The sequence below is a fragment of the Pseudomonas sp. R151218B TE3479 genome (assembly GCF_053629195.1).
On record NZ_JBRJHV010000001.1, the window covers coordinates 3,464,298 to 3,490,830 of the forward strand.

The window sequence follows — 26,533 nt, forward strand, 5'->3', positions numbered from 1 at the left end:
GGAGTACGAACATGTCTTCTGTCATTCCCAATGCTGGCGTAGAGAAGGGTGCGGCCACCGTCGGCGCTCATCTGCTCAAGGACGTCAGCCTGCCGGCGTTGGTGCTGCACCGCGCGGCGCTGGAGCACAACATTCGCTGGATGCAAGCGTTCGTCACCGACAGTGGCGCCGAACTGGCACCCCATGGCAAGACCAGCATGACCCCCGGCGCTGTTTCGACGCCAGCTCGATGCCGGTGCCTGGGGCCTGACCCTCGCCACCGCCGTGCAAACCCGTGCCGCTTACGCCCACGGCGTTCGTCGAGTGCTGATGGCCAACCAACTGGTGGGCGCGCCAAATATGGCGCTGATCGCCGATCTGCTGGCTGACCCGGCGTTCGAATTCCATTGCATGGTCGACCATCCGGACAACGTCGCGGACCTGGGGGCGTTCTTCGCCTCGCGCGGTATGAAGCTGAACGTGATGATCGAGTACGGCGTGGTCGGTGGTCGGTGTGGCTGCCGGACCGAGGCTGAGGTGTTGGCCCTGGCCGAGGCGATTCGTAGTCAACCGGCGCTGGCGTTGACCGGTATCGAAGGCTACGAAGGGGTGATCCATGGCGACCACGCCATCAGTGGCATCCGCGCATTCGCCGCATCGTTGGTACGGCTGGCGGTGCAGTTGCAGGACAGCGGTGCCTTCGCCATCGACAAACCGATCATCACCGCCTCGGGCTCGGCCTGGTACGATCTGATCGCCGAATCCTTCGAAGCCCAGAATGCCCATGGGCGTTTCCTCAGCGTGCTGCGTCCCGGCAGTTACGTGGCCCATGACCATGGCATCTACAAAGAAGCCCAGTGCTGTGTGCTGGAGCGCCGCAGCGACCTGCACGAAGGCCTGCGTCCGGCCCTGGAAGTCTGGGCTCATGTGCAATCGCTGCCGGAGCCGGGCTTCGCGGTGATCGCCCTGGGCAAGCGCGATGTGGCCTACGACGCCGGATTGCCGGTGCCGCTCAAGCGCTACCAGCCAGGATCGGATTCGGTGGCGGGGGACGATGTCAGCGGCTGCAAGGTGGCGGCGGTGATGGACCAGCATGCGTTCATGACGGTGGCACCGGGAGTTGAGTTGCGGGTGGGGGATATCATTTCGTTCGGTACTTCGCATCCGTGCCTGACGTTCGATAAATGGCGGGTGGGGTGTCTAGTGGATGAGCAGTTGCGGGTGGTCGAGAGCATGGAGACTTGTTTCTAGGGCTTAAGACCGAGTCGCGGCAATCGCGAGCAAGCTCGCTCCCACAGAGGATTGCTGACTCTGTGGGAGCCTCGATCCCCCTGTGGGAGCGAGCTTGCTCGCGATAGCGGCCTGCCAAACACCACCGAACAATCAGGATCACCCATGAACCACCCCAAACCCCGCATCGCCCTGATCGGCGAATGCATGATCGAACTGCAACAACGTGCCGACGGCAGCCTGCTGCAAAGCTTCGGCGGCGATACCCTGAACACCGCGGTGTACCTGTCCCGCGCCTTGGGTGACAGGGGCGCGGTGGATTACGTCACCGCCCTGGGCGACGACAGTTTCAGCGATGCCATGTGTGAGCGCTGGGCCGAAGAAAACATCGGTCTGCAACGGGTCCAGCGCTTGCCTGGACGCCTGCCCGGTCTGTATTGCATCCAGACCGATGCGGCGGGCGAGCGGCGATTCCTCTACTGGCGCAACGAGGCGGCGGTGCGCGAGTGTTTTACCACCCCGGCCGCCGCGCCGATCCTGGCGGCATTGCCGGATTACGATGTGCTGTATTTCAGCGGCGTGACCCTGGCGGTGCTCGGTGAGCAGGGGCGCGCCAGGCTCATCGAAACCCTGGTCGAGGCCCGTCGCCGTGGGGCCCAGGTGGTGTTCGACAATAATTACCGGCCAAGACTCTGGGCCTCGATCGAGGCGGCGCGGGCGGCGTATCGCAGCGTCTTGCCCTACGTGGAATTGGCCCTGCTGACGGTGGAAGACGAGCAGGCACTGTTCGGATATGCGGACACTGACGCGGTATTCGCCGCCTATGGGCAGTTCGGCACGCCGGAAGTGGTGCTCAAGCGCGGTGCCGAGGCGTGTCTGATTCATTGCGATGGCAAGTCTTATGAGATTCCCGCTCAACGGGTCGAGTGTGTGGTGGACACCACCGCGGCGGGAGATTCGTTCAGTGCCGCGTACCTGGCGAGCCGCTTGCTGGGTGGTACTCCGGCGGAGGCGGCCGAGGCGGGGCATCTGTTGGCGAGCCGGGTGATCCAGGTGCCGGGGGCGTTGATGCCAAAATAATTAAGTGGGCACAAAACCAGTGGGAGCGAGCTTGCTCGCGATAGCGGTGGCTCAGCTTGCAGAAATATTGACTGTGTCGCCGCCATCGCGAGCAAGCTCGCTCCCACAAGCGCCAGGCTCGGTTTCAATCCCGGTAGAACACCTGCACCAGGTGGTAACCGAACTTGCTCTTGATCGGCCCATGCACCACCCGCAAGGGCTTCTTGAAGATCACCGCATCGATCGCACCGACCATCTGCCCCGGCCGCACTTCGCCCAGGTCGCCGCCGCGTTTGCCCGAGGGGCAGGTGGAGTATTTCTTGGCCAGCACATCGAAGGCTTCACCCTTGGCGATGCGTTGCTTGAGCTGTTCGGCTTCTTCGGCGGTTTTCACCAGGATATGGCGGGCTTGGGCTTTCATTGCAGCGGTGACCTGAACGGTGCGACGGGGCGGCGATTATGCCTCAAGTCAGCAGTCATGGTTGATCATCGTCCGAATCTTGTTGGCCAGCAGATCGAGGGTGAAGGGCTTGGCGACCATGTCCATGCCCTGGTCGAGGAACCCCTGGCGTTCGGCGGCTTTCTGCGCGTAACCGGTCATGAACAGCACTTTCAGCCCCGGGCGGTGCTGGCGGCCGATTTCCGCCAGTTGCCGGCCATTCATGCCCGGCAGCCCGACGTCGGTCACCAACAAGTCGATGCGCTGCTCCGATTCCAGCATGGGCAGGGCCGTCATGGCGTCCTGGGCCTCCAGGGCGGTGTAGCCCAAGGTCTTCAACAGGTCGAGCACCAGCATGCGCACCGCCGGTTCATCTTCCACCAGCAACACGGTTTCCCCGGCGATGGCCGGCGGTACGTCGATTGTCTCCGCCGTGGTGGATTGCTGGGCCGGCGCAACGTGCAAGCGCGGCAGGTACAACTGCACCCGCGTGCCCTGGCCCGGCACGCTGTCCAGGTTAAGGTGTCCACCCGACTGTTGGGCAAACCCGTAGATCATAGACAAGCCCAGGCCGGTGCCCTGGCCGATGGGCTTGGTGGTGAAGAACGGGTCGAAGGCCTTGGCCAGCACGGCGGGGGTCATGCCGCTGCCGTTGTCGCTGACCGCGATCATCACGTAGTCGCCGGCCTTGACCGGTTCGAGGGTGCTGATGTCAGTGCCGTCCAGATAGACGTTGGCGGTTTCGACGATCAATTCGCCGCCGTCGGGCATGGCGTCGCGGGCGTTGATCACCAGATTGAGCAGGGCGTTTTCCAACTGGCTGGCATCGGTGCTGACCGGCCACAGATCGTGGGTCAGTTGCAGCCGCAGCACGATGTGATCGCCGGTGGTCCGGCTCAGCAGGTCTTCGAGCGAGCGTACCAGCTCGTTGGCGTCCAGCGGCTTGCGGTCCAGGGACTGGCGGCGGGAAAACGCCAGCAGCCGATGGGTCAGGGCCGCGGCGCGGTTGGCCGACGACACCGCCGCTTCGGTGAAGCGCCCGATCTCGGCGGTGCGGCCGGCGGCGATGTAGCGTTGCATCAGATCGAGGCTGCCGAGGATGCCGGTGAGCATGTTGTTGAAGTCATGGGCAATGCCGCCAGTGAGTTGGCCCACGGCCTCCATTTTCTGTGCATGGCGCAGGGCTTCTTCGGCGCGCTCGCGTTCGAACATCTCGCTTTGCAGGCGGTGGTTGGCTTCGGCCAGTTGCTGGGTCCGGGCGATGACCCGTTCCTCCAGTGTTTCGTTGAGGTTGCGCAGGGCTTCCTCGGTTTTCCTGCTCTCGGTCTCGTCGATCACGAAGATGTAGAAACCGTTCACCGCCCCGTCCGCCCCGTGGCGAGGCAAGTAGTTGATCAGTGAATGGCGCGGGCGACCGTCGCGATGGTCCATCTGCACGGTGAAGCTGCATGGCTTGCCGGCCAGGGCATCGGCGATCTGTTGGGCGCGAGCGGCATAGGCCTCTTCGCCGAGCACTTCGCGGATGGTCTTGCCGTAGAGCTCCTGCGGGGTCAGCCCGTACCAGTCCAGGTAGGCGCTGTTGTTCAGCCTGAAGCGCTCTTCGCGGTCCACGTAGCTGATGAGGATCGGCATGGCGTTGATGATCAACTGCAGCTCGGTCTGGCTCTGGCGCAGGGCTTGCTCGGTACGCTTGCGTTCGGTCAGGTCCAGGGCCGCGCCAAGGAAACGCTTGGGCCGGCCGTGGCGGTCCTTGTAGCAACGGCCACGCACGTACACCCAGCGTAATTCATCGTCGGGCTGCAACAGCCGGTACTCTTCGGCGTATTCGGTGCCATGGGTGATGCAGTGCTTGATGCTGCGGGCAACCATCGCCCGGTCCTCGGGATGCACGCCTTCGAGGTAGGCGCTGATGGGCAACTGGCGCGACAGGTTCGGGTCGACGCCATGCAACAGGGCGAAATGCGCGTCGGCGATGAAGCGGTCTTCGCTGATGTCCCAATCCCAGGTACCCAGCGCGTCGGCGGCGGCCAGGGCCAGTTGCAGACGCTCTTCGCTTTCGTGCTGGGCCTTGAGGCTGGCCTCGGAGCGCCGTTCGAATTCCATGGCCAGGCGGCGGCGTTCACTGGTCTCGATGGCGGTGACCAGGATGCCGGCGACGCTGCCGCTTTCGTCATGCACCGGGCTGTAGGTCAGGTCCAGCCAGATATCGCAGAGGCGACCTGCGAAGGGCACGCGCCAGTGCTGATCGCGGCAGGTGTGCGTCTGGCCTTGCAATACGCGGTGGTAAATCTCTTCGGTTGCCCCTTTGAGTTCGGGCCATGCTGCATGGGTCGGCTGGCCGAACGCCCGGGGATGCTTGTCACCGGTCAGTCGGCCGAAGGCGTCGTTGTAGAGATGGGTCAGTTGCGCGCCCCACAGCAAGGCCATTGGCATGGGCGAATGGAGCACGATGTCCACGGCGGTGCGCAGGCTCGGAGGCCAGTTCCGGGCCGTTCCTAATGGGGTCTGGGCCCAGTCCACCTGGCTGATCAGGCGCTGGGCATCGCTGCCGGCGGGTGTCGCGTTCATCACGCAATCCCTGGCTGTCGTGTCTGTACCACGGCGTCTACTATCCTTTGAGGAAAGTAAGTGCGGGCGGGTCTGAAGGGTTTCATGTTCGGCTCAACTTGTTTCATTGATGTCTCGCGGAAGTTTCAGTCCATGGAAATCGATCCGTTGTTGCGAATCCTGGCGAGCCAGAATGGTTCCGACCTTTACATGTCTACGGGGGCGCCGCCGTGCGCGCGTTTCGAGGGCGTGCTCAAGCCCTTGGGGCACGAAGCGTTCAAGGTCGGCGACATTGCCCGGCTCGCCGAGTCTTTGATGGACGCCGAACAGCGCCTTGAGTTCGATCGGGAACTGGAAATGAACCTGGCGATCTCCCTGGCCGGCGTCGGGCGGTTCCGGGTCAATGTCTTCAAGCAGCGCAATGACGTGTCCATGGTGATCCGCAACGTCAAGCTGGACATCCCGCGCTTCGAAGACCTGAAACTGCCCCGGGTGCTGTTGGACAGCATCATGCAGAAACAAGGGTTGATGCTGTTCGTGGGCGCGACAGGTTCGGGCAAGTCGACCTCCCTGGCGGCGCTGATCGATTACCGCAATCGCAACAGCAGCGGCCACATCATCACCATTGAGGACCCGGTGGAGTATATCCATCGGCACAAGAAATCCATCATCAACCAACGGGAAGTCGGTGTCGACACCCGCAGTTTTCATGCGGCCCTGAAAAACACTTTGCGCCAGGCGCCGGACGTGGTGCTGATCGGCGAAATCCGCGATCGGGAAACCATGGAGCATGCCCTGGCGTTTGCCGATACCGGGCACTTGGTGATTTCCACCTTGCATGCCCATAACGCCAACCAGGCCCTGGATCGGGTGATCAATTTTTTCCCGGAAGAGCGCCGGCCGCAGTTGTTGAACGACCTGGGCAACAACCTCAAGGCGTTCGTTTCCCAACGCTTGGTACGCACCCGCACCGGCCAGCGGCGGGCGGCGGTGGAGGTCATGCTGGGTTCGCCCACGGTGGCCGATCTGATCCGGAGCAATCAGTTTTCTGAACTCAAGGGGATTATGGAAAAGTCTGTGGAGCAGGGGATGCAAACGTTCGACTACGCGCTTTACGCGCTGGTCGTCGAGGGCGTGATTGAAGAAGAGGAAGCACTGAAGCACGCGGACTCGGTGAACAACCTGCGGCTGAAGTTGAAATTGCACGCCGAAGAATCACCGCAGCCCCAAGCGCCGTCGGGCGAATGGGGCCTGATGGACTGATAAGCGCTTCATCCGTGCGTTGTTGGATATTGGAGGTGCAGGGTCAATGACTGAACGAGTTATGAAACGCATTTACCCCAAATAGCATCCATAGGTTTTTTCCTTGCGACTGGAACTTCTTGAAGTCAGCCTGGGAGAAAAATCCGTTGAAACGCTCTTGGTTGCTGTGTGATGTCAGGATGTGCGTGTAGTTTTGCTCAGGCGCGTCAGGAAACGCCAATTTGCGTCGTTGGGCTATTTCGCGAGGCAGCTCGTTGGTGAATGCCCTGCGCAGGGGCATTTTCTCTACGCCATCAACTATTTTGTCCTTTGCAGCCAGACTTAACGCCAGACTAATGACATGTCTGTCCAGGAAGGGAAGACGGACCTCGACGGAGGAGGCCATCGAAAGCCTGTCTTCATGGCAGAGCATTGCTCGAAGATGGTTCTCTATTGAAAATTGAGTCAGCACTTCTAGCGGTTCTTTCCCCGATGTGTCAGGCAAATGCTCTTCAATAAGCGTTTTAATTTCCGACTCGGTAAGAAGCAGTCCGAGCCCTGATTCGATAGCTTTCTTGAAGTAGAAGTCATGCCACCGGTGTTTTTGTATCGCTTCACTTTGCATTGGGAAGTCGTAATGCTGGTTGTAGCCGCACCAGAATTCGTCTGCACCTTGACCATTAAGAGCAACTCGAAGACCTTTTTCGGACACTGCTTTGTAAAGCAAGTATTGAGAAATATAGACTTGATCTAGTAAGGGTTCCTCCAAAGAATGTGTGACCTTAGAGAATAGATGGTTTCCGTCATCGCTTGATACGCAGATAGGCTGTAAAGTTGTATGTTTTAATATGCTTGTCAATTTTTTTGCGCTGCTGAAGTCTTCGCTTTCGGTGCCCTGGTAATAGGCCGTGAATGCTTGAAGGCTGGAGGCGCTTTTGTCGAGCAGCGTCGTGATGATACTACTGTCCAATCCACCCGATAAGATGGCAGCAGGCGAAAACCTGTCAGGGATTTGGCTTTTAACCGCATTCGCCAATGCCATATGCAGGTTCTCATCTGTGTAACAGACGGCTGATGTTGATTTGATTCTTAGATGTTCACGGACATTGCCATCGTGATCAACAGCATAAATCGTACCTGGCTCCGCATTGTGCACGTTGTCAAAGTACGTTTCACTGCGAGGGGAGTAAAATCCGAAAATGAAGTCTTGCCAAATGCGCGTGGTGTTGGTGTTAAGTGCGACCCCTGGAATGTGTTTCAGTGCCTTGGATTCCGAGCTAATGGCCAGCAGCCCGGCAGGGGTTGTCGTCCAGACCAGTTGTTTCTCTCCATAGGGGTCGCGTCCAAAAAAAACCTTGTTCAGTTTACTGTCATGGATGACGAACGCGTAACAGCCTGTGATATTGCTCAGATATTCCAATCCGAAATAGTACACGGCCTTGATCAGTGCTTCGCTATCAGAAGTGGTGGTGAGGGTTGCACCTTTCGATCGCAGGGCCTGTCTGACGTGCGCAACATTATATATTTCACCATTGTAGGTCATCCGAAGATGCTCGAATTCAATCGGTTGCTGACTGTTTTCAGGTGCGTCGGCAATGGCCAGTAATGTATGCCCCAAGGCGACTTTTCTATCGGGTGATATATAGCGGTTTCTGAAATCAGGACCGCGATGATTTAGTTCTGCAAGTGCTTTATCTATGTGTACGGACTGGATGTCGGCGGCTGGGGAGTATACAGCGAGTATTCCACACATGGTTGTGCTCTTTATGTCGAGATTTTTTGGTTTTATAGGGGGGTGCTGAATGAATGGATCAGCTGGGCAAAGTTTGGAGGAAGTGGTTTATTTTTTTGTAATATTGTGGTTGCGGCGGAATACGTTCAGTGGATCATATTTTTTCTTTGTGAAAGATAGCCTGTTATCGCTATTCGAAAATACTGAGAACTGGGTGTTTTCTTCATCGAGCGTGTAATTTGAGTATGAAAGTGCTCTCGCAGCGCCAGTTATCGAGCTCGCGGCGCTTTTGACCCAGCTCACGTATTTGGCGTCATCGCATGAGGACGTCCAGCGAGCAGAAAATAAAATTCCATAGTTCATTGTTTTTATCGAAAGTGCTGACTCCACGCCGGATTTTTCTCTTCTGGATGGGTTCAGATGTTCTATCATCACACTGCAGTTAGGTCCTGGGATTTTTTTTTGCCAATCCGTTAACAAATGCGAAATATTCTCTCCCATGATTTCGGGGCACACTGATTTCCAGTAGCCTCTCATTGGTTGAGCAAAACGCTCATCAGACCATGATTGCCATGTCAGAAAGTCATTGGTGAGATAGGTGTGCTTGATAGTCTGGCTCAAGCATTCTTCGAGATTTTTGATTTCTGAGTAATCGATTGAGTCGCTTAAACAGAAATCGATGGAGAGCATGCACTCCATTGAGTTTTTATGGCGATGAAGAATCGGAGCGACAACCAAGTTGGACGGGCAGTGATTGTCCAGATATTTAAACAGGTCGCTCAATGCGGCTTCGACATCATTTCCAGTGAATTCCAGGGTGCCGCAATAAACGGAAGGCAGTCTCGATAGCTTGTACCTGAATTCAAGTACGATACCAAAATTTCCGCCTCCGCCGCGCAACGCCCACAACAAATCCTCATGCCCCGGATCTTCGGCCCTTACGAGAGCCCCTGTAGCCAAAAGTACATCTGCGCCTACAAGATTCTCACAGGTATAGCCGTACTTTCCCAGTAGCCAGCCAATACCACCGCCCAGCGTCAATCCAGCAATACCTGTATCACTCACCGTGCCGGTAGGTATGACGTACCCATGTTGGCAAAGTGCGTCATCCACATCCTTTAACCGTGCCCCCGGCTGGACGCGGGCAATTTTATGGATTCCATCAATCACGATATCGTTGAAAGGTGAGAAATCGAGCAGTATGCCTCCCTGCGTGGAGCCGAAGCCTGCAATGTGGTGCCCGCCCCCCCTGATAGCGAGTTCTATGCCATTGGCCGTGACAAAGCTGACGATCTCCTTTAATGCTGCTCGGTTCAGGGTTTGAATAATCATTGACGGATAAAGGTCATGCATCCTGTTATAGACTTGCCTGGTCTTCTCATAAGCACTGTCGTCAGGAAAAATAATGGTGATGTCCTCATATTTGCTTATGAGGGCGTCACCAAAATATCGATGGTTCATGAGTTGGACTCTACGCTGGGTTGTTTGAATGAAATTTAAGTTGGGAGGCGCTTTCGCGATTAGCTTTATCCTTTAAAGTCTATAGGCTTGTTTTGCTATTCGTAAAGCTTTTAAGTGGGCGCAATCTTTAACCGGATATTTCCCATGTATGGGGGGTGGTAGGTGTCGGTCTGATCAAGTTTTTTATTGTGGGAAAATTCAGTTTTGCTTGTCATCCGGTGAAACTGTCAAGTGCTCAACTGGTACTTTGTTTTTCTAAAGGGTTGTTTTTATATGGGTGTGTCTGGTGGGTGGGCTACATTTCCTTCGAGTATCTCCTTTGCGCCATTTTTTAAATATTTCTGCGGCACAAGTTGAAATAATTTTATGTATTTTTAGATGCGCAGTGATATTTGCTCGTGCATGATTTGAGGCGGTATTAATGGGTTTTATGTGCGATGGCAACACCGGGCCAACGAACTCAGGCCGTCAGTTCAGGGCGATCGCGAAATTGCTCCAGTGCTTCGGGATTGGCCAGTGCATCGGTGTTCTTGACCGGCTGCCCATGCACCACATTGCGCACTGCCAACTCGACGACTTTGCCGCTGATAGTCCGGGGAATGTCCGTCACCGCCACAATTTTCGCCGGCACATGCCTTGGCGTGGTGTTGGCCCGGATGACCTGGCGGATCTGCTGCTTCAAGGCCTCATCCAGTCGCACGCCGTCCCGCAAGCGCACAAACAGCACAACCCGCACGTCCCCCTGCCATTGCTGGCCGATGGCGACGCTGTCCAGCACCTGCTCGACCTTTTCCACCTGCCGATAGATCTCCGCCGTACCAATGCGTACACCGCCGGGGTTGAGCACGGCGTCGGAGCGTCCATGAATCAACACGCCGCCGTGGGGCAGTTCTTCGGCGTAATCACCCTGGGCCCATACGCCAGGGAATTGGTTGAAGTAGGACGCACGAAGTTTCTCCTGCCGCGGGTCGTTCCACAAACCAATGGGCATGGCCGGAAAATGCCGAGTGCACACCAGTTCGCCTTTCTCGCCGATGACCGCTTGGCCGGCCTCGCTCCAGACCTGTACGGCCATGCCCAGGCTCTTGCCTTGCATCTCGCCTCGACGCACCGGTGACAGTGGGTTGCCGTTGACGAAACACGACACAATGTCGGTGCCGCCGGACATCGAGGCCAGACAGACGTCGGGCTTGAAGTCGCGGTACACGAAATCGTAGCTATGGGGCGCCAGCGCCGAACCGGTGGACAGGATGGTTTTCAGGCTGCCCAGGTCATGGGTTTGCCGAGGCTTGAAGCCCTGGCTCTCCAGTGAGGCCAGGAACTTGGGGCTGGTGCCGAATACGCTGATGCGCTGCTGGTCGATCAGGTCCAGCAGGCGCTCGGGGCCAGGATGGAACGGTGAGCCGTCATAGAGCACCACCGCACTGCCGACGGCGAGGGCCGATACCAGCCAGTTCCACATCATCCAGCCGCAGGTCGTGTAGTAGAACAGCCGATCCTCGGGACCGAGGTCGACGTGCAGGCCATGTTCCTTGACGTGTTGCAGCAGCACGCCACCGGTGCCGTGGACGATGCACTTCGGCACGCCGGTGGTGCCGCTGGAGTACAGGATGTACAGCGGGTGGTCGAACGGCACGCTGACGAATTCCGGTTCGCCGCCGTGTTGATAAAAGTCGTTCCACAACGCGACCGCGGCCGGGGTCTTGAAGTCCTCGAAGCGGGCGTCAGGCTGGGCATAAGGCAACACGATCAGTTGTTCCAGCGACGGCAGCCGTTCGAGGATTTCATTGACCTTGGCCCGCTGGTCGATGACCTTGCCGGCGTAGCGATAACCGGCGCAGGTGATCAGTACCTTGGGCTCGATCTGGCCGAACCGGTCGATGACGCCCTGGGTGCCGAAGTCCGGTGACGAGCATGACCAGATGGCCCCCAGGCTGGTGCTGGCGAGCATGCCCACTAACGTCTGCCAAGTGTTGGGCAGGCAGGCGGCGACCCGGTCGCCCCGGGTGACGCCAGCGGCTTGCAGGCTTTTCTGCAGGCCGGCGACATGGGCGGCGAGTTCGGCCCAGGTCAATTGTTCCTGGTCGCCGTTTTCGGCCAGCGCCACCACCGCGACGGCGTCATCGCGGCGGCGCAGCAGGTGTTCGGCGAAGTTCAGCGTGGCGCCAGGGAACCACTGGGCGCTGGGCATTTGCGCACCCTCCACCAGTACCGCGTCGGGAGCGTGGTGAAAGTGGATCTCGAAGAAGTCGACGATGGCCTGCCAGAAGGCCTCGCGCTGGTCGATGCTCCAGGCGTGCAGGCCGGGGTAGTCGTTCAGTTGCAGGTGATGCCGCGCGTTGACGAACCGGCGAAAGGCGTTCATGCGCGACTGGGCGATGCGTTCGGGGCTGGGTTGCCAGAGGAGGTCGGACATGGGGGTGCCTCTTGTTTTTTCGGGCTTGTAAACATTGCAGCACAAGGCGTTATTTATGGCGAGAACCGCTTCTGTGGCGAGGGAGCTTGCTCCCGCTCGGCTGCGTAGCGGCCGCCTGTTGGGCCTGCTTCGCAGTCCAGCGGGAGCAAGCTCCCTCGCCACACTAAACGCGTTCGCCAGAGGAGGGTGTTACTGGGCCAACCACCCACCATCGATATTCCACGCCGCGCCCCGCACCTGGCTGCCGGCTTCGCTGCACAGGAACAGCACCAGTTCTCCCAGTTGCGGCGGGGTGACGAATTCCAGGGACGGTTGTTTCTCGGCCAACAGATCATGCTGCGCCTGTTGCGGATCAACGCCGGCGGCAATGCGGTCGTCGATCTGTTTTTGCACCAGTGGCGTCAACACCCAGCCCGGGCAGATGGCGTTGCAAGTCACGTTGCTGGTGGCAGTCTCCAGGCCGACCACTTTGGTCAGGCCGATCACCCCATGCTTGGCCGCGACATACGCTGCCTTGCCCACCGAGCCGACCTGGCCATGCACGGAAGCGACGTTGATGATCCGTCCCCAGCCCTTGGCGCGCATGCCCGGCAGGCTCAGGCGGCTGGCATGGAACACCGAGGACAGGTTGATGGCGATGATCGAGTCCCAGCGCTCCACGGGGAAATCTTCCACGGCGGCCACGTGCTGGATCCCGGCGTTGTTCACCAGGATGTCCACGCCGCCGAACTCGCGCTCGGCGTAGGCGAGCATGTCGGCGATCTGCGCCGGGTCGCTGACATCGGCCGGATGATGGCCGACCTTGCCGCCGAACTGTTTCACCTCGGCGATCACCGCCGAGGCATCGCCGAAGCCGTTGAGGATCAGGTTGGCGCCGGCCTTGGCCAGGCTCAGGGCGATGCCCAGGCCGATGCCGCTGGTAGAGCCGGTGACCAGGGCGGTCTTGCCCGAAAGAGCAGTTGTCATGGGAACCTCACACAATGCCAGTGGCGTAGAACACAGCGATCACGAAGAACACCGCGAGGGTCTTGATCAGCGTAATGCAGAAAATGTCTTTGTAGGCTTCGCGGTGGGTCAGCCCGGTCACCGCCAGCAGGGTAATCACCGCGCCGTTGTGGGGCAGGGTATCCATGCCACCGCTGGCCATGGCGGCCACCCGGTGCAGTACTTCCAAGGGAATGTTGGCGGCGTGGGCGGCGCTGATGAAGGTTTCAGACATCGCCGCCAAGGCGATGCTCATGCCGCCCGACGCGGAGCCGGTGATGCCCGCCAGCAGCGTGACCGTCACCGCTTCGTTGACCAGCGGGTTGGGAATGTTCTTGAGCCAGTCGGCCAGCACCAGGAAGCCCGGCAAGGACGCGATGACCGCGCCGAAGCCGTATTCCGAAGCAGTGTTCATCGCTGCCAGCAACGCACCGCCCACGGCGCTCTTGCTGCCTTCGGCCAGTTTGCTGCGAATGGCCCGGAAGCCGAACAGCAAGACCATGATGATGCCCACCAGCAACGCCGCCTGCACCGCCCAGATCGCGGTGAGCTTGGCGATGTCGCTGGTCACTGGTGTCGCCATGCCCGGCAGCGCCAGGCTGTGGGTCTTGCCGTACCACTGTGGAATCCACTGGGTGAACAGCAGGTTCATGATGCCCACCGCCAGCAATGGCGAAACAGCGATCCAAGGGTTCGGCAGCTTGATGTCTTCGGCGGTTTCCGGCTCGTTGCGCAGCGCCGTGCCGTAGCCTTCGCCCACACGCTGGGCCTTGTTGCGCTGGCGTTGCAGGAACAGCATTCCGAGGCTGAACACGAAGATCGTCCCGATCACCCCCAGCCATGGTGCGGCCCAGGCGGTGGTGTTGAAGAACGTGCTGGGGATGATGTTCTGGATTTGCGGCGTGCCGGGCAGGGCGTCCATGGTGAACGAGAACGCACCCAGGGCGATGGTGGCCGGGATCAGACGCTTGGGAATATTGCTCTGGCGGAACATTTCGGCGGCAAACGGGTACACCGCGAACACCACCACGAACAGTGACACGCCACCATAGGTCAGCAGAGCGCAGACCAGCACGATCACCAACATGGCCTGGCGCGTCCCCAGCAAACGAATCGCCGCGGCGACGATGGAGCGGGAGAAGCCCGACAGCTCAATCAGCTTGCCGAACACTGCACCGAGCAGGAACACCGGGAAATACAGTTTGATGAAGCCGACCATTTTCTCCATGAACACCCCGGTGAATGCGGGGGCGACGGCGGACGGGTCGGTGAGCAGGACGGCACCGAGGGCGGCGATGGGGGCAAAGAGGATAACGCTGTAGCCACGGTAGGCGGCAACCATCAGCAGCGCGAGGGCTGCCAAGGCAATGATCACACTCATGGTGTGTCTCCTGGATTGTTATTGTTGTGATGAAGCTGTGGAGAGGCTTTAGCGAGTTTTGTGCCAGGTGTGTAACTTGCTGAAATTTAAGGAAATTGTTTGGTTTTGTAGGAGTGGAGCGAGGGTTCTGTCTCTGTTTGGAGATTTTTATGGGATGGGCTGGCCTCATCGCGAGCAAGCTCGCTCCCACAGTTGAGCGCGTAACTCAAAAGAACCCCGTAACCTGTGGGAGCGAGCTTGCTCGCGATGAGCGCAAAGCGCTCCAAAACCGGCAGTCTATATTTTGAGAAATGAGTCTCTTTATTGAGAATCGGCAATCCCCAACGCCACCATCTTCTTGTACAACGTCGACCTCCCTAGCCCCAACCGCTCGGCCGCTTCCACCACCTTGCCGCCGCATTGCGCGAGGGTGGTTTCGATCAGGTGCCGGTCGAAACGCGCCCTGGCCTGGCTGAAGGTTTCATGGGGCAGCGGCTCAAGGCTCGGGCTCGCCGTGCGGGTGACGGGGGTGAATGTGCCGATGGCCGGACGGATGTCCGCCGCTGTCAGTACCAGGTCGTCGCTGAGCAACGCGGCCCGTTCCAGCACGTTGCGCAGTTCGCGGATGTTGCCCGGCCAGGCGTGTTGGCTCAGCAGGTCCAATGCATCGCGGTTCAGTTCGTGCTGGCTACGGAGTTCTTCGAGGATCGCCTCGCTCAGGGCGGGCAGGTCATCCAGGCGTTCGCGCAACGGTGGGACCTGGATCGGCAATACGTTGAGGCGGTAATACAGGTCGGCGCGAAACTCGCCGCGCTTGATGGCTGCTTCCAAATCCATGGAGGTGGCGGCGATCACGCGCACATCGCTTTGCAGCACCTCGTTGGAGCCCACCGGTTCGTACTCTTTTTCCTGAAGCACGCGCAGCAATTTGCTTTGCAGCGGTAGCGGCATGTCGCCGATCTCGTCGAGGAACAGCGTGCCGCCCTGGGCAATCTGCAGTTTGCCGGCTCGGCCCTTGCGGTCGGCCCCGGTAAAGGCCCCGGGGGCGGTGCCGAAGAACTCGGCCTCCAGCAGCGATTCAGGAATCGCCGCGCTGTTGATGCTGACGAACGCCTTGTGCGCCCGCGGCGAAGCGCTGTGGATGGCCTGCGCCAGCAGCTCTTTACCGGTGCCGGTTTCGCCGAGCAGCAGCACTGGCGAATCGGCGCTGGCGCTGCGCCGGGCACGGCGCTTGACCTCAAGGCCGGCGCTGCTGGTGCCAATGAAATGGGCAAAGTTGTACTTGGTTTGCCGCGCCCGTAGCAATGAGCGGGTGGAGGCCAGTTCTTCCTGCATGCTCAGGTAGCGCTTGAGCATCGGCGACAGGCTGCGCAACTCATCGAACAAGGCAAAACCGATGGCGCCGATCACCGCGCCGGCGTTGTCATGGATCGGCAGACGCATCACCACCAGCGGCTCCTTGGGCGTGTCCTGCATGTCCAGCAGGATCGGGCGCCCGGTGCGCACCACTTCGCGCAACAGGCTGCCGGGAATCACGCTCTCGCAGGCCCGGCCAATCGCTTCCTGCGCCGAGTTCAGACCGAAACGACGGGCGTAGCGCTCGTTCATCCAGACGATATTCGCGTCACGGTCGACAATCACCGTGCCTTCGCTGGACTGCTCGATGATCTCGAATAACGAACGGATCGCCAGCGTGCGCACGCGCTTGTAATCCTTGAGACTTTCGGTGGGGTTCATCGGCATTTCCAGAAAAGGAGGGATTTGCCGGCAGCCATGGGTGGGTGCCAAGAGCCGCATTATGCCGGGGGAAGTCCCAGGATCGAAGCGCCACCGTTATTTTCGGGCTCAACTTGTACGGTTAGCTATTTTTGTACATGATCCTGCTTGGGTTTCCTGGCTTTTGTGGAGAACACGTGAACACATTCAATCCCCGGAAATTGAAGCTCTCCAAATGGACGGCCTGCGCGCCAGTTAATCGGGAAAAGCATTTTCTGGTCACCGAATTGATCTGCGACGAGGCGGGAACTCCTGTAAAGGTTGAACTTCAGGCAGTGAGCAGCGGGCGCGTGGAGCTGTTCGACTGGTCAGAGTTGCGCGATGACAAGCGCTGGAAAATCGGTTGGCACTAAGCCGTTGGATGAATATTCCGGCTTCGCTATTTCTTATACAAGAAAATAAAATTGTACAATTTATTGAAGGATAGTGGCTTAATGATTCCTCTCTAGCAAACAAGGCATCGTGCCTTCAGTTGGCTGCGGCCAAGCACTTACGTTTCCGGAGTGGTATCCATGTTCATTCGCACCCGCAAGTATCAGGAAACCTTGCACCCGATCCAGGCCCGGCGGGCTATTCTCGAGACCGAGCGAGCCGCTTTCCATCAGGCAATGGCGATTATCGAACTCGATCCGGCGGGGCAGGTGCTCGGCGCCAATGCGTTGTTTTTGAAGATGCTGGGCTATTCCCTCGACGACATTCAGGGCAAGCATCATCAGATGTTCTGCGAGCCGGCCTACGCGCGCAGTCGGGAATATGCCGCTGTGTGGCAACAGGTGGGGCAAGGCCTGAGTGTCGATGCACAGTTCTTGCACCTGGCCCGCGATGGGCATTGGTTGTGGGTGGAGGCCCGTTACATTCCGGTGCTGGACCAGGAGGGAAAGCTGCAACGTGTCATTGAAGTGGCCCGAGATATCAGTGAACGTGTCCTTCGGAGCCAGACCGAGTCCAGCTTCAGGCACGCGATCGACCGCTCCATGGCGGTCATCGAGTTCGACCTCAATGGTCAGGTGGTGAATGCCAATGCGAATTTCCTCAAGGTGATGGGCTATCGCCTGGAGGAGGTTTGCGGTCAGCACCACCGCCTGTTCTGCAAGCCCAGTGAGTTCCAGAGTGACGCGTATCGCGGGTTCTGGGCTGGATTGAATCGGGGAGAGTATGTGACCGGCCTGTTCCAGCGCATCGACAAACAAGGCGCCACGGTCTGGTTGCAGGCAACCTACAACCCGCTCTACGACACCCAGGGAAGATTGTATGGGGTGGTCAAGTTCGCCACCGATCACACCCGCGAGGTCGAGCAGCGCCAGAGCGAATCCAACGCGGCGCGGCTGGCCTTCGAGACGTCCCGGCAGACCGACGAGCACACCCAGCTTGGCACGGCGGTTGTCCAGGAAACGGTCACCGTGGTGCAAAGCATCGCCGATGAACTCCAGCGGGTGGCCACGGGAATCAGTGCGCTGAGTGCCCAGTCCGAGGAAATCGGCAGCATCGTCGATGCCATCCGGGGGATCGCCGAACAGACCAACCTGCTCGCGCTCAATGCGGCCATCGAAGCGGCGCGCGCCGGGGAACAGGGGCGGGGTTTCGCCGTGGTCGCCGATGAAGTGCGCAACCTGGCACGGCGCACGAGCCAGGCCACGGTGGCCATCACCGAAGTCGTCGGCAAGAACCGCGACCTCGCCAGGCAGGCGGTGACCAGCATGCAGTCCAGCACCCTCAAGGCGGAGCAGGGCGTGAAGCTGGCGAACCAGGCGGGCACCGTTATCCTCGACATCCACCGAGGGGCGCAGCAGGTCGTGGAGGCCATTGGCGAATTTGCCCAAACGCTGGATCAGCGCCGCGACAGTTGAGCGCTAGAGTCGCGGCGACCTTTACCTGGGAAGTGCCGCCGCCAACAGTTCTTTGGTATAGGGATGCTGGGGTGAATCGAACACGTCGTGACTGGCGCCTTGCTCGACCACCTTGCCATCCTTGATCACGATCATGTCGTGGGCCAGGGCGCGGACCACCGCCAGGTCATGGCTGATGAACAGGTAGGTCAGGCCGTGCTTTTCCTGGAGCTGGCGCAGCAGCGCGACCACTTGTTTCTGCACGGTGCGGTCCAGGGCCGAGGTCGGTTCGTCCAACAGGATCAGGGCCGGCTTGAGCACCAGGGCCCGGGCGATGGCGATGCGTTGGCGCTGGCCGCCGGAAAACTCATGGGGGTAGCGGTGGCGGCTCTGCGGATCGAGGCCGACTTCCTCAAGGGCCTGGATCACCCGTGCCTCACACTCCCTGGGGCTGGATGGGCTGTGGACTTCGAGGCCTTCGCTGATGATCTGCTGCACCGACATTCGCGGGCTGAGGCTGCCGAACGGATCCTGGAACACCACCTGCATCTTCCTGCGCCACGGCCGCAATGCCTTATGGGATAACTGCTCGAGGGCCTGGCCCTGGAAGTGGATGCTGCCTTCGGATTCGATCAGCCGCAGGATCGCCTGGCCGAGAGTGGACTTGCCGGAACCGGATTCGCCGACGATGCCCAGGGTCTTGCCGCGCTGGACGCTCAGGCTGATACCGTCCACGGCGCGCAAGTATTCCTTGCGCCGGAACAACCCGCCGCTCAGGGCAAAGCTCACGCGCAGGTCCCGCACCTGCAACACGTCTTCGCGCTCGTCCCGGGGCAGGGCTTCGCCTTCCGGTTCGGCGTGCAGCAGCACGCAGCTGTAGGGATGTTTCGGTGCGCTGAACAGGGTTTCGCACGGCGCCTGCTCGACGATTTCCCCGGCCTTCATCACACACACCCGTTGCGCGATGCTGCGCACCAGATTCAGGTCGTGACTGATCAGCAACAAGGACATGCCGAGCCGTTGCTGCAAGGACTTGAGCAACAGCAGGATCTTGCGTTGCACGGTCACGTCCAGGGCGGTGGTCGGTTCGTCGGCGATCAACAGCTCCGGCTCGCAGGCCAGGGCCATGGCGATCATCACCCGTTGCCGCTGACCGCCGGACAGTTGATGGGGGTAGGCCTTGAGCCGCTCGGCGGGTTTCTGAATGCCCACCAGGGCCAGCAGTTCCAGAATGCGTTGGCGCGCCGCCTTGCCACCCAGGCCCCGGTGCAGCATCAGGGTTTCACCGATCTGCTTCTCGACGCTGTGCAGCGGGTTCAGCGAGGTCATCGGCTCCTGGAAGATCATGGCGATGCGGTTGCCGCGCAACTCCCGCAGGGTCTTGGCGTCGGCGCCCAGCAGTTCCTGGCCACGATAGCGAATGCTACCGGTGGTGCGGGTGCCGGTCTCGGGCAGCAATTGCAGGATCGAATGGGCCGTCACCGACTTGCCGGAGCCCGACTCGCCCACCAGGGCCAGGCACTCGCCGGGGCGGATATCCAGGCACAGGTTGCGCACCACCGTCTGGTCGTTGAAGGCCACGCTCAGGTCGCGGATTTCGATCAGGTTGTCGCTCATCTCAAGGGTCCGCTTCATGGTTGTTTTCAAGAGCGTGGGTCGAACGCGTCTCGCAACGCTTCGCCGATAAACACCAACAGGGAAAGAATCAGCGCCAGGGTGAAAAACGCTGTCAGCCCCAGCCATGGCGCTTGCAGGTTCTGTTTGCCCTGGGCGATCAACTCGCCCAGGGAGGCGCTACCGGCCGGCATGCCGAAACCGAGGAAATCCAGGGCAGTGAGGGTGGAGATCGCCCCGGTGAGGATGAAAGGCAGGTAGCTCAGGGTCGCGTTCATCGCGTTGGGCAGGATATGCCGCACGATCACCTTGCGATCACTGAGCCCCAGGGCCCTGGCGGCCTTGACGTACTCCAGGTTGCGCCCGCGCAGAAACTCGGCGCGGACCACGTCCACCAGGGCCAGCCAGGAAAACAGCGCCATGATCCCCAGCAGCCACCAGAAATTCGGCTCGACGAAGCCGGACAGGATGATCAACAGATAGAGCACCGGCAGCCCGGACCAGACTTCCAGCAGGCGCTGTCCGAGCAGATCCACCCAGCCGCCGTAATACCCCTGCAACGCACCGGCGGCGATGCCGATCAGCGCACTGATGGCGGTCAAGGCCAGGGCGAACAGGATCGACACCCGCGCGCCGAAGATCACCCGGGCCAGCACGTCCCGGGACTGATCATCGGTGCCCAGCCAGTTCACCGATGAGGGGGGGCTCGGGGCGGGTTGGTTGAGGTCGTAGTTGGGGGTGTCGTCGCTGAACGGGATCGGTGGAAACCACAGCCAGCCGCCGTCCTTGTGGATCAGGTTCTGCACGTAGCTGCTGCGGTAGTCGGCCTGGAACGGCAGTTGCCCGCCAAACTCCTGCTCGGTGTGGCGCTTGAATACCGGGAAATACAGCGAGCCCTGGTAGCTCACCACCCATGGCTTGTCATTGGCGATCAACTCGCCGCCCAGGCTCAGGATGAACAGGCCGATGAACAGCCACAGCGACCACCAGCCCCGACGGTTTTTCCTGAAACGCTCGAAACGTCGGCGGCCCAAGGGGGAAAGCTTGAACATCAGGCGTTCCTCGCGGCGAAGTCGATGCGCGGGTCCACCAGGGTGTAGCAGAGGTCGCCGATGAGTTTGATCAGCAGGCCGAACAGCGTGAAGATGAACAGCGAGCCGAACACCACCGGGTAGTCCCGGGATACCGCGGCCTCGTAGCTCATGCGGCCCAGCCCGTCGAGGGAAAAGATCACCTCGATCAGCAAGGAGCCGGCAAAGAACACGCTGATGAACGCCTGGGGAATGCCGGAGACCACCAACAGCATCGCATTGCGGAACACGTGACCGTAGAGCACCCGCTGTTCGCTCATGCCCTTGGCCCGCGCCGTGACCACGTACTGGCGGGTGATTTCATTGAGGAACGAGTTCTTGGTCAGGATCGTCAAGGTGGCGAAGCCGCCGATCACCAGCGAGGTGACCGGCAGTACCAAGTGCCAGAAATAATCGGCGATCTTGCCCAGCGCCGACAGCGACTCGAAGTTGTCCGACACCAGCCCGCGCACCGGAAACCAGTTCAGGGAGGTGCCGCCGGCGAACACCACGATCAGGAACATCGCGAAGAGGAACGCCGGCATGGCGTAGCCAATGATGATCGCGGTGCTGCTCCACACGTCGAATGCCGAGCCGTGACGCACGGCCTTGCGAATGCCCAGGGGAATCGACACCAGGTAGGTGATCAAAGTCGCCCAGAGCCCAAGGGAAATGGTCACCGGCATCTTTTCCAGGATCAGGTCGGTGACCGTCGCGCCGCGGAAGAAGCTCTTGCCGAAGTCGAGGCGCGCATAACTGCTGAGCATCAGCCACAGGCGCTCGTGGGCCGGTTTATCGAAGCCGTATTGTTTCTCGATGTCCTTGATCAGTTGCGGGTCCAGGCCGCGACTGGCGCGGGAATGGCCGCTCATCTCACTGCCCGAACCGCCGACGCTGGTGCCGCCGATGCCTTGCAGATGGGCGATGGCCTGTTCCACCGGCCCGCCGGGTGCGGCCTGTACGATGACGAAGTTCACCAGCAGGATAATCACCAGCGTGGGAATGATCAGCAGCAGGCGCCGCGCGATATAAGCCCACATCAATGCGGCCCTCCGGGTGTGCCGCGCCTGATGCGTTCAGCGCGCATCTGCTCGTTGGTCAACGGTGTGGTGCTCACTTCCCACCAGCTTTCGATGGCTTCGTCATTGCTGGCCTGAACCTTGGGCATGCCGAAGCGGTTCCACCACACGGTCGAACTGCCCGGCGGGTAATAGTTGGGGATCCAGTAGTAATTCCATTGCAGCACCCGGTCCAGGGCGTGGGCATGGCGCAGCATGTCGGCTTGGGTGCTGGCCTTGACCAAACCATCGATCAGCGCGTCCACCGCCGGGTTCTTCAAGGCCATGTAGTTGTTGGCCCCCGGATCGTTGGCGGCGGCCGAACCGAAGTAGTTGTAGAGTTCCATGCCCGGCGAGGTGCTGACGGGGTAGCCGGTGATGATCATGTCGTAGTCGCGACTCATCAGGCGATTGACGTACTGGGAGGCGTCGATGCGGCGGATGCTCATGTCGATGCCGATTTGCGCCAGGGTACGTTTGTAGGGTAGCAGCAGGCGGTCGATACCGTTCTGGCTGTTCAGGAACGTAAAGCTCAGCGGTTCGCCCTCGGCATTCACCAGGCGGTCGCCGTCGGGTTTCCAGCCGGCCTGTTCCAACAAGGCCAGGGCTTGCAATTGTTTGTCGCGGATCACGCCGCTGCCATCGGTTTTCGGGGCCTGGAAGACCTGGGTGAAGACTTCGTCGGGAATCTGCCCGCGCAAAGGCTCCAGAATCGCCAGCTCGCCGGCGTCGGGCAGTTTTCGGGCGGCAAGGTCAGTGTTGGAGAAGTAACTCTGCTGACGCACATAGACGTTGCGCATCATCTGGCGGTTGCTCCATTCGAAATCCCAGAGCATGGCCAGGGCCTGGCGCACGCGGCGGTCCTGGAACTGCGGTTTTTGCAGATTGAAGACAAAGCCCTGGGCGGCCTGGGGGGCCTCTTTGGCCAGGTGGGCCTTTTGCAGGCGACCGTCCTGCAGGGCCGGGCCGTCGTAGCCGATGGAATAGCCGGTGGCGGAGAATTCGCGATTGTAGTCATAGGCGCCGCCGCGCAGCACCTGGCGGGCGACGTCAGTGTCGCCGAAATACTCGATGCTGAAATGGTCGAAATTGTAGAGCCCGCGACTGACCGGCAAATCCTTGCCCCACCAATCGGCATTGCGCTCGAACGTTATGCTGCGCCCGGAGTCGACTTTGCTCACCCGGTAGGGGCCGCTGCCCAGTGGCGCCTCGTAGCCGCCGCCGTTGGCGAAGTCGCGAGTCTTCCACCAATGTTCGGGAAGGACCGGCAGGGTGGCGATGTCCAGAGGCAGGGTGCGGCTTTCGTTGTTCTTGAAGTTGAAGCGCACGGTGCGCTCGTCCTCGACCACGACGTCCTTGACCGCCGCGAACTGAGTGCGATAGCGCAGGCTGCCTTGGGTCATCAACAGCTCGAAGCTGTAGCGCACGTCCTGGGCGGTGATGGGCTTGCCATCGGCGAAGCGGGCCTTGGGGTTGAGGTAGAAGCGCAAGGACAGGCCATCGTCTGCACGCTCCATCTTCTGCGCCACCAGGCCATAGACGGTATAGGGCTCATCCAGCGAGCGCTGGGCCAGTGGCGAGTAGAGCATTCCGTCGATCTGGCTGACGCCGATGCCTTTGTCGATATAGGGCAGGATGTGGTCGAAGTGGCCAATCTCCACGGCCGAGCGGCGCATGGTCCCACCTTTTGGGGCCTGGGGGTTGGCGTAGGCGAAGTGGCCGAAGCCTTCGGCATATTTGGCGGGCTCGCCATACACGGTCAGGGCATGTTGCGGTGCTGCATCGACGCCGGTGGCGCCTGTCAGCAGGACCACGGCAATCAATAGCAGTGAAGGGAACGCCAGTCGCATTGTCAGCCTTAGAGCCGGGTGATCGATGACACGATTTGTACGCGAGCGGCGCCTGAATCGCCAGTCCCTCGCGAGACCCAAACACAACGGCCCACCGAAGGGCGGGCCGTTATGCCGATAAATCGGGATCAGTCCTGGCGGCTGGTGACTTCCAGCAGGTGGTAGCCGAACTGGGTCTTGACCGGGCCTTGGACGGTATTGATCGGTGCGCTGAACACCACGGTGTCGAATTCCTTGACCATCTGGCCCGGGCCGAACGAACCCAGGTCGCCGCCCTGGCGGCTGGATGGGCAGGAGGAGTTGGCCTTGGCCACTTCGGCGAAGTCGGCGCCGGCTTCGATCTGGGCCTTGAGTTCGTTGCACTTGTCTTCGGTGGAAACCAGGATGTGGCGGGCAGTGGCTTTGGCCATGGGGCAAATTCCTTTCGATGTATTTAAAGGTGTTGAGCCTACCGGATTCATTGACGGGGTGTTGTCAAAATTGCGTCAAAACCTTGGGTCTGGCGATCAAAGGCCGGCTTTGCGCAGGCGTTCGGCGTGGCGCAGGTAGAGCGCTGCGGGGTCTGTCCCCTGGCATGCCTTGCCGCCTCCCGGGCCGATAGCCTCCATGTGGTTCATGGGATAGTCGGAGCGAATGACCTTGCCCAGGTGCGAACTGAAGCGCCCGACCAGGCCGTCGTTCTGCCCGGCTTCGGTGATGAAGTATTCAGAAAAGGCGCGGCAGAAAACCTGCAAAGGTTCCCGTTCTTTATCCGTCGCCTCTGGCAACGTGCCGCTCCATGAGTAGTAGCGCACGCCGTTGACCCGGTCCGGACCGTTCCCGCCCCAGTGCTTCGGCAGACCCTGGGGGTACTTGTCATTAAAGGCGCCTACGCCCTCAGTGCTCAGCGCCGACAGCGCAGCGACAGCGGCTGGCGATAGCTGCGCCTGGCCGTCCAGCAGCGAGATGAAATCGGCGAACAGCGTGGCGACGCCCCTTGCCACGTGCCCTGGCAGCCGTCCGGGAGTAAGGGCCTTGCACAGGAAGTCGGCCAGTTCGGAGCCATGGTTGGGACCGCTGATCGAGGTGACCGAGGCCACCCTGTCGGGTGCCAGCGCGGCGGCATACCGGGCGGCCAGTGCACCCTGACTGTGGCCGATCAGGTTGACCCGGGTGGCACCGGTACCGGCCAGAACCCGATCGATCTGAACCAGCAGTTGTTCACCCCTGGCTTCGTTGGAGTGGGTGGCCGACAAGTACGGGATGAACACCCGGGCACCGCCTGCGCGTAGGGCCTGTTTGATGTCATGGAAAAGTTCGAAGCCGCCGATCTTGTCAAACCCGAACAACCCATGGACCAGCAGGATGGGAAATTGAGTGGTTGCATTCCGTTGCATGTTCGTACCTTTTTCGAGGAGGTTCACCTTGAATTTGCGACTTCACTCTAATGCAGGCTCATCCTGTGCGGTGTAGGAAGAAACCGCCCTGATCCAGGGAAACCGGAATAAAAAAAGTGGGAAGAGTGGGAAGTAACCCGGCGGTACTTGAGGATGTAGGAGGTCTCCTATAACTGCTGTCGTTTGCAGCTACAGATTCGAGCGCCAGGGACCACTCGCGCTGTCGTCTTGTCTGGCTGTGGGTTTGGCACGATCGGGTTTTAATGGCTCCGCCGGGCGCCGTTATTCAAACGGTGTCTTCATCCAAGGACTGGAGCCTGTACATGATCACCTATCCATCGCTTCAACGATCCCGTTCAACCCCAGCAACAAGGCTGCCGCCGCCGGTCCTGGCAGCGGCCGGGGACGGGGTGATCAACCCCGCCTGGCGCAACGCCGTGGTGACCGTCAAGCCTTATCCCATGATGACCTGCGGGGATGAGGTGCTGCTGCATTGGCACGGCCTCAACAACGATGGCGAACCCTACCGGCATGAAGTGGCCGGGTTCGTCACGGAGCGGCAAGTGGGGCGAGACGTCGTGTTCGTCGTGCGCGAACCGCATATCGCCGAGTTGGACGGTGGGTCGCTGGAGGTCTCCTATCAGGTGACGGGCAAGCGGTTGCCGGCCACACTGTTTTCGGAACACCTGCAACTGGAGATCGGCGATGCATCGCCGCAACTGCTGCCTGCCATTGCCAACGATGCGGTGAGGGGCAGCCTCGATCCGAGCCGGGTGCCTGAAGGCACGTGGGTGAGCATTCGGCCCTACGCCAGGATGGCCGTCGGCGATCGTCTGATCCTGACGGCCAGCAAGGATTTCAAAGCGCTGTGGCGTGATGTGCTGGACATAGAAGCCCATGCGGTTGGCCGTAAGGTATCGCTCTGGATCGATCATTCGCTGATCGCGCCCCATTCTGGACACGACCTGACCTTGGCCTATGTCGTCAGGCGTGGACACTCGGTGCGTCGGGCTGAGCCCTTGTCGTTGCACATCGGGCCACTGCAGCGTCCTGCCTTGAAGGCCCTTCAGATTCGGGAGATGAACGACGGTTGGCTGGAGATCGACGACACGCAAGAGGGGGTGACGATTGTCATCGATGATCTCGGGCTTGAGGCGGGCGAGCTGGTCTGGTTGCAGTGCAATGGCAGCTCCGCTTATGTGCTTGAGCGCGAAATCACCGAGGCCACGGCAGGTAAACCGCTCATGTTTGTGATTCCCACAAGTTACTGGCAGGACCAGCGCGACAGGTCGGTGAGCGTGTTCTATCAGGTCGAGCGCCTGGATGACGTCAGCCAGCGCTCCGAGTGGGTGACGGTCCGGGTGCGTTCCAGCGCGTCAGGCTGAGCGAAGTCTCGCGCAACCCTGGTGGAAGTGAGCTTGCTCGCGATGACAGTGTGTCAGGCAACACCAAGGCTGGTGGAACTGACGCCATCGCGAGCAAGCTCGCTCCCACAAAGGGCCCCATGCTGTCCC

At 60.2% G+C, this 26,533-nt stretch carries 18 protein-coding genes and 3 pseudogenes; 7 read left to right on the forward strand and 14 right to left on the reverse strand.

Annotated elements, in window-relative coordinates; translation table 11 throughout:
* The first annotated feature begins 11 nt into the window (after positions 1 to 11).
* Both AB7M32_RS15470 and AB7M32_RS15475 read left to right on the forward strand, forming a co-directional pair.
* Positions 12 to 1,230 (forward strand): annotated as a pseudogene (locus AB7M32_RS15470) (amino acid deaminase).
* A 144-nt stretch (positions 1,231 to 1,374) separates the two neighbouring features.
* Positions 1,375 to 2,289, forward strand: coding sequence for a sugar kinase (locus tag AB7M32_RS15475; protein WP_454250421.1), 915 nt, complete (start codon positions 1,375 to 1,377; stop codon positions 2,287 to 2,289).
* 124 nt (positions 2,290 to 2,413) lie between these two features.
* On the opposite strand, the gene AB7M32_RS15480 is transcribed toward AB7M32_RS15475, so the two are convergent.
* Together AB7M32_RS15480 and AB7M32_RS15485 are read right to left on the reverse strand one after the other, a co-directional pair.
* On the reverse strand, positions 2,414 to 2,689 hold the full coding sequence (locus AB7M32_RS15480; protein ID WP_019690952.1) for a peptidylprolyl isomerase: 276 nt from the start codon (positions 2,687 to 2,689) through the stop codon (positions 2,414 to 2,416).
* A 48-nt stretch (positions 2,690 to 2,737) separates the two neighbouring features.
* Entirely contained in the window at positions 2,738 to 5,275 is a 2,538-nt protein-coding gene (locus AB7M32_RS15485) for a PAS domain-containing protein (protein WP_454250422.1), read from the reverse strand.
* 132 nt (positions 5,276 to 5,407) lie between these two features.
* Here AB7M32_RS15485 and AB7M32_RS15490 point away from each other — a divergent pair, with 132 nt between their 5' ends.
* Positions 5,408 to 6,517: a PilT/PilU family type 4a pilus ATPase gene (locus AB7M32_RS15490; protein WP_072405166.1), complete on the forward strand. Its 1,110-nt coding sequence runs from the start codon at positions 5,408 to 5,410 to the stop codon at positions 6,515 to 6,517.
* 43 nt (positions 6,518 to 6,560) lie between these two features.
* On the opposite strand, the gene asnB is transcribed toward AB7M32_RS15490, so the two are convergent.
* From asnB to AB7M32_RS15520, 6 genes are all read right to left on the reverse strand, one after another.
* The gene (gene asnB, locus AB7M32_RS15495; RefSeq protein WP_454250423.1) at positions 6,561 to 8,249 is read right to left on the reverse strand and encodes an asparagine synthase (glutamine-hydrolyzing); all 1,689 of its coding nucleotides are present in this window, start codon (positions 8,247 to 8,249) and stop codon (positions 6,561 to 6,563) included.
* Between the two features lie 87 nt (positions 8,250 to 8,336).
* A complete protein-coding gene (locus tag AB7M32_RS15500; protein ID WP_454250424.1) occupies positions 8,337 to 9,689 on the reverse strand; it encodes an FAD-binding protein in 1,353 nt (450 codons plus the stop codon).
* A 460-nt stretch (positions 9,690 to 10,149) separates the two neighbouring features.
* The gene (locus tag AB7M32_RS15505) at positions 10,150 to 12,105 is read right to left on the reverse strand and encodes an acetoacetate--CoA ligase (RefSeq protein WP_454250425.1); all 1,956 of its coding nucleotides are present in this window, start codon (positions 12,103 to 12,105) and stop codon (positions 10,150 to 10,152) included.
* Between the two features lie 189 nt (positions 12,106 to 12,294).
* The gene (locus AB7M32_RS15510) at positions 12,295 to 13,071 is read right to left on the reverse strand and encodes a 3-hydroxybutyrate dehydrogenase (protein ID WP_454250426.1); all 777 of its coding nucleotides are present in this window, start codon (positions 13,069 to 13,071) and stop codon (positions 12,295 to 12,297) included.
* Between the two features lie 7 nt (positions 13,072 to 13,078).
* Entirely contained in the window at positions 13,079 to 14,470 is a 1,392-nt protein-coding gene (locus AB7M32_RS15515; protein WP_454250427.1) for a GntP family permease, read from the reverse strand.
* Positions 14,471 to 14,770: 300 nt separating this feature from the next.
* Positions 14,771 to 16,186 carry a sigma-54 interaction domain-containing protein gene (locus tag AB7M32_RS15520; protein WP_454250428.1) on the reverse strand — a complete coding sequence of 472 codons (1,416 nt, stop codon included), beginning with the start codon at positions 16,184 to 16,186 and terminating at the stop codon, positions 14,771 to 14,773.
* A 176-nt stretch (positions 16,187 to 16,362) separates the two neighbouring features.
* On the opposite strand from AB7M32_RS15520, the gene AB7M32_RS15525 reads away from it, so the two are divergent.
* The 3 genes and pseudogenes from AB7M32_RS15525 to AB7M32_RS15535 form a co-directional block, all read left to right on the forward strand.
* A complete protein-coding gene (locus AB7M32_RS15525; protein ID WP_454250429.1) occupies positions 16,363 to 16,578 on the forward strand; it encodes a TIGR02450 family Trp-rich protein in 216 nt (71 codons plus the stop codon).
* A 159-nt stretch (positions 16,579 to 16,737) separates the two neighbouring features.
* A pseudogene (locus tag AB7M32_RS15530) lies at positions 16,738 to 17,517 on the forward strand (PAS domain-containing protein); the annotation flags it as partial.
* Positions 17,518 to 17,625: 108 nt separating this feature from the next.
* Positions 17,626 to 18,072 (forward strand): annotated as a pseudogene (locus AB7M32_RS15535) (methyl-accepting chemotaxis protein); the annotation flags it as partial.
* A 21-nt stretch (positions 18,073 to 18,093) separates the two neighbouring features.
* Here the strand turns inward: AB7M32_RS15535 and AB7M32_RS15540 are convergent.
* The 6 genes from AB7M32_RS15540 to AB7M32_RS15565 all read right to left on the reverse strand — a co-directional run bounded on the left by AB7M32_RS15540 (position 18,094) and on the right by AB7M32_RS15565 (position 25,019).
* Positions 18,094 to 19,668: an ABC transporter ATP-binding protein gene (locus AB7M32_RS15540; protein ID WP_454252145.1), complete on the reverse strand. Its 1,575-nt coding sequence runs from the start codon at positions 19,666 to 19,668 to the stop codon at positions 18,094 to 18,096.
* 26 nt (positions 19,669 to 19,694) lie between these two features.
* Positions 19,695 to 20,717, reverse strand: a complete 1,023-nt coding sequence (locus tag AB7M32_RS15545) for an ABC transporter permease (protein ID WP_072405158.1) — start codon at positions 20,715 to 20,717, stop codon at positions 19,695 to 19,697.
* Positions 20,717 to 21,775 carry a microcin C ABC transporter permease YejB gene (locus AB7M32_RS15550; protein WP_454250430.1) on the reverse strand — a complete coding sequence of 353 codons (1,059 nt, stop codon included), beginning with the start codon at positions 21,773 to 21,775 and terminating at the stop codon, positions 20,717 to 20,719. Before AB7M32_RS15550 ends, AB7M32_RS15545 begins: the two co-directional genes overlap by 1 nt.
* Positions 21,775 to 23,643 carry an extracellular solute-binding protein gene (locus tag AB7M32_RS15555; protein WP_454250431.1) on the reverse strand — a complete coding sequence of 623 codons (1,869 nt, stop codon included), beginning with the start codon at positions 23,641 to 23,643 and terminating at the stop codon, positions 21,775 to 21,777. Before AB7M32_RS15555 ends, AB7M32_RS15550 begins: the two co-directional genes overlap by 1 nt.
* Before the next feature lie 128 nt (positions 23,644 to 23,771).
* Complete coding sequence (locus AB7M32_RS15560; RefSeq protein ID WP_072405155.1) at positions 23,772 to 24,053, reverse strand: peptidylprolyl isomerase; 282 nt, start codon at positions 24,051 to 24,053, stop codon at positions 23,772 to 23,774.
* 96 nt (positions 24,054 to 24,149) lie between these two features.
* Entirely contained in the window at positions 24,150 to 25,019 is an 870-nt protein-coding gene (locus AB7M32_RS15565; protein ID WP_454250432.1) for a lipase family alpha/beta hydrolase, read from the reverse strand.
* A 323-nt stretch (positions 25,020 to 25,342) separates the two neighbouring features.
* On the opposite strand from AB7M32_RS15565, the gene AB7M32_RS15570 reads away from it, so the two are divergent.
* Entirely contained in the window at positions 25,343 to 26,404 is a 1,062-nt protein-coding gene (locus AB7M32_RS15570) for a hypothetical protein (protein ID WP_454250433.1), read from the forward strand.
* Positions 26,405 to 26,533 lie beyond the last annotated feature (129 nt).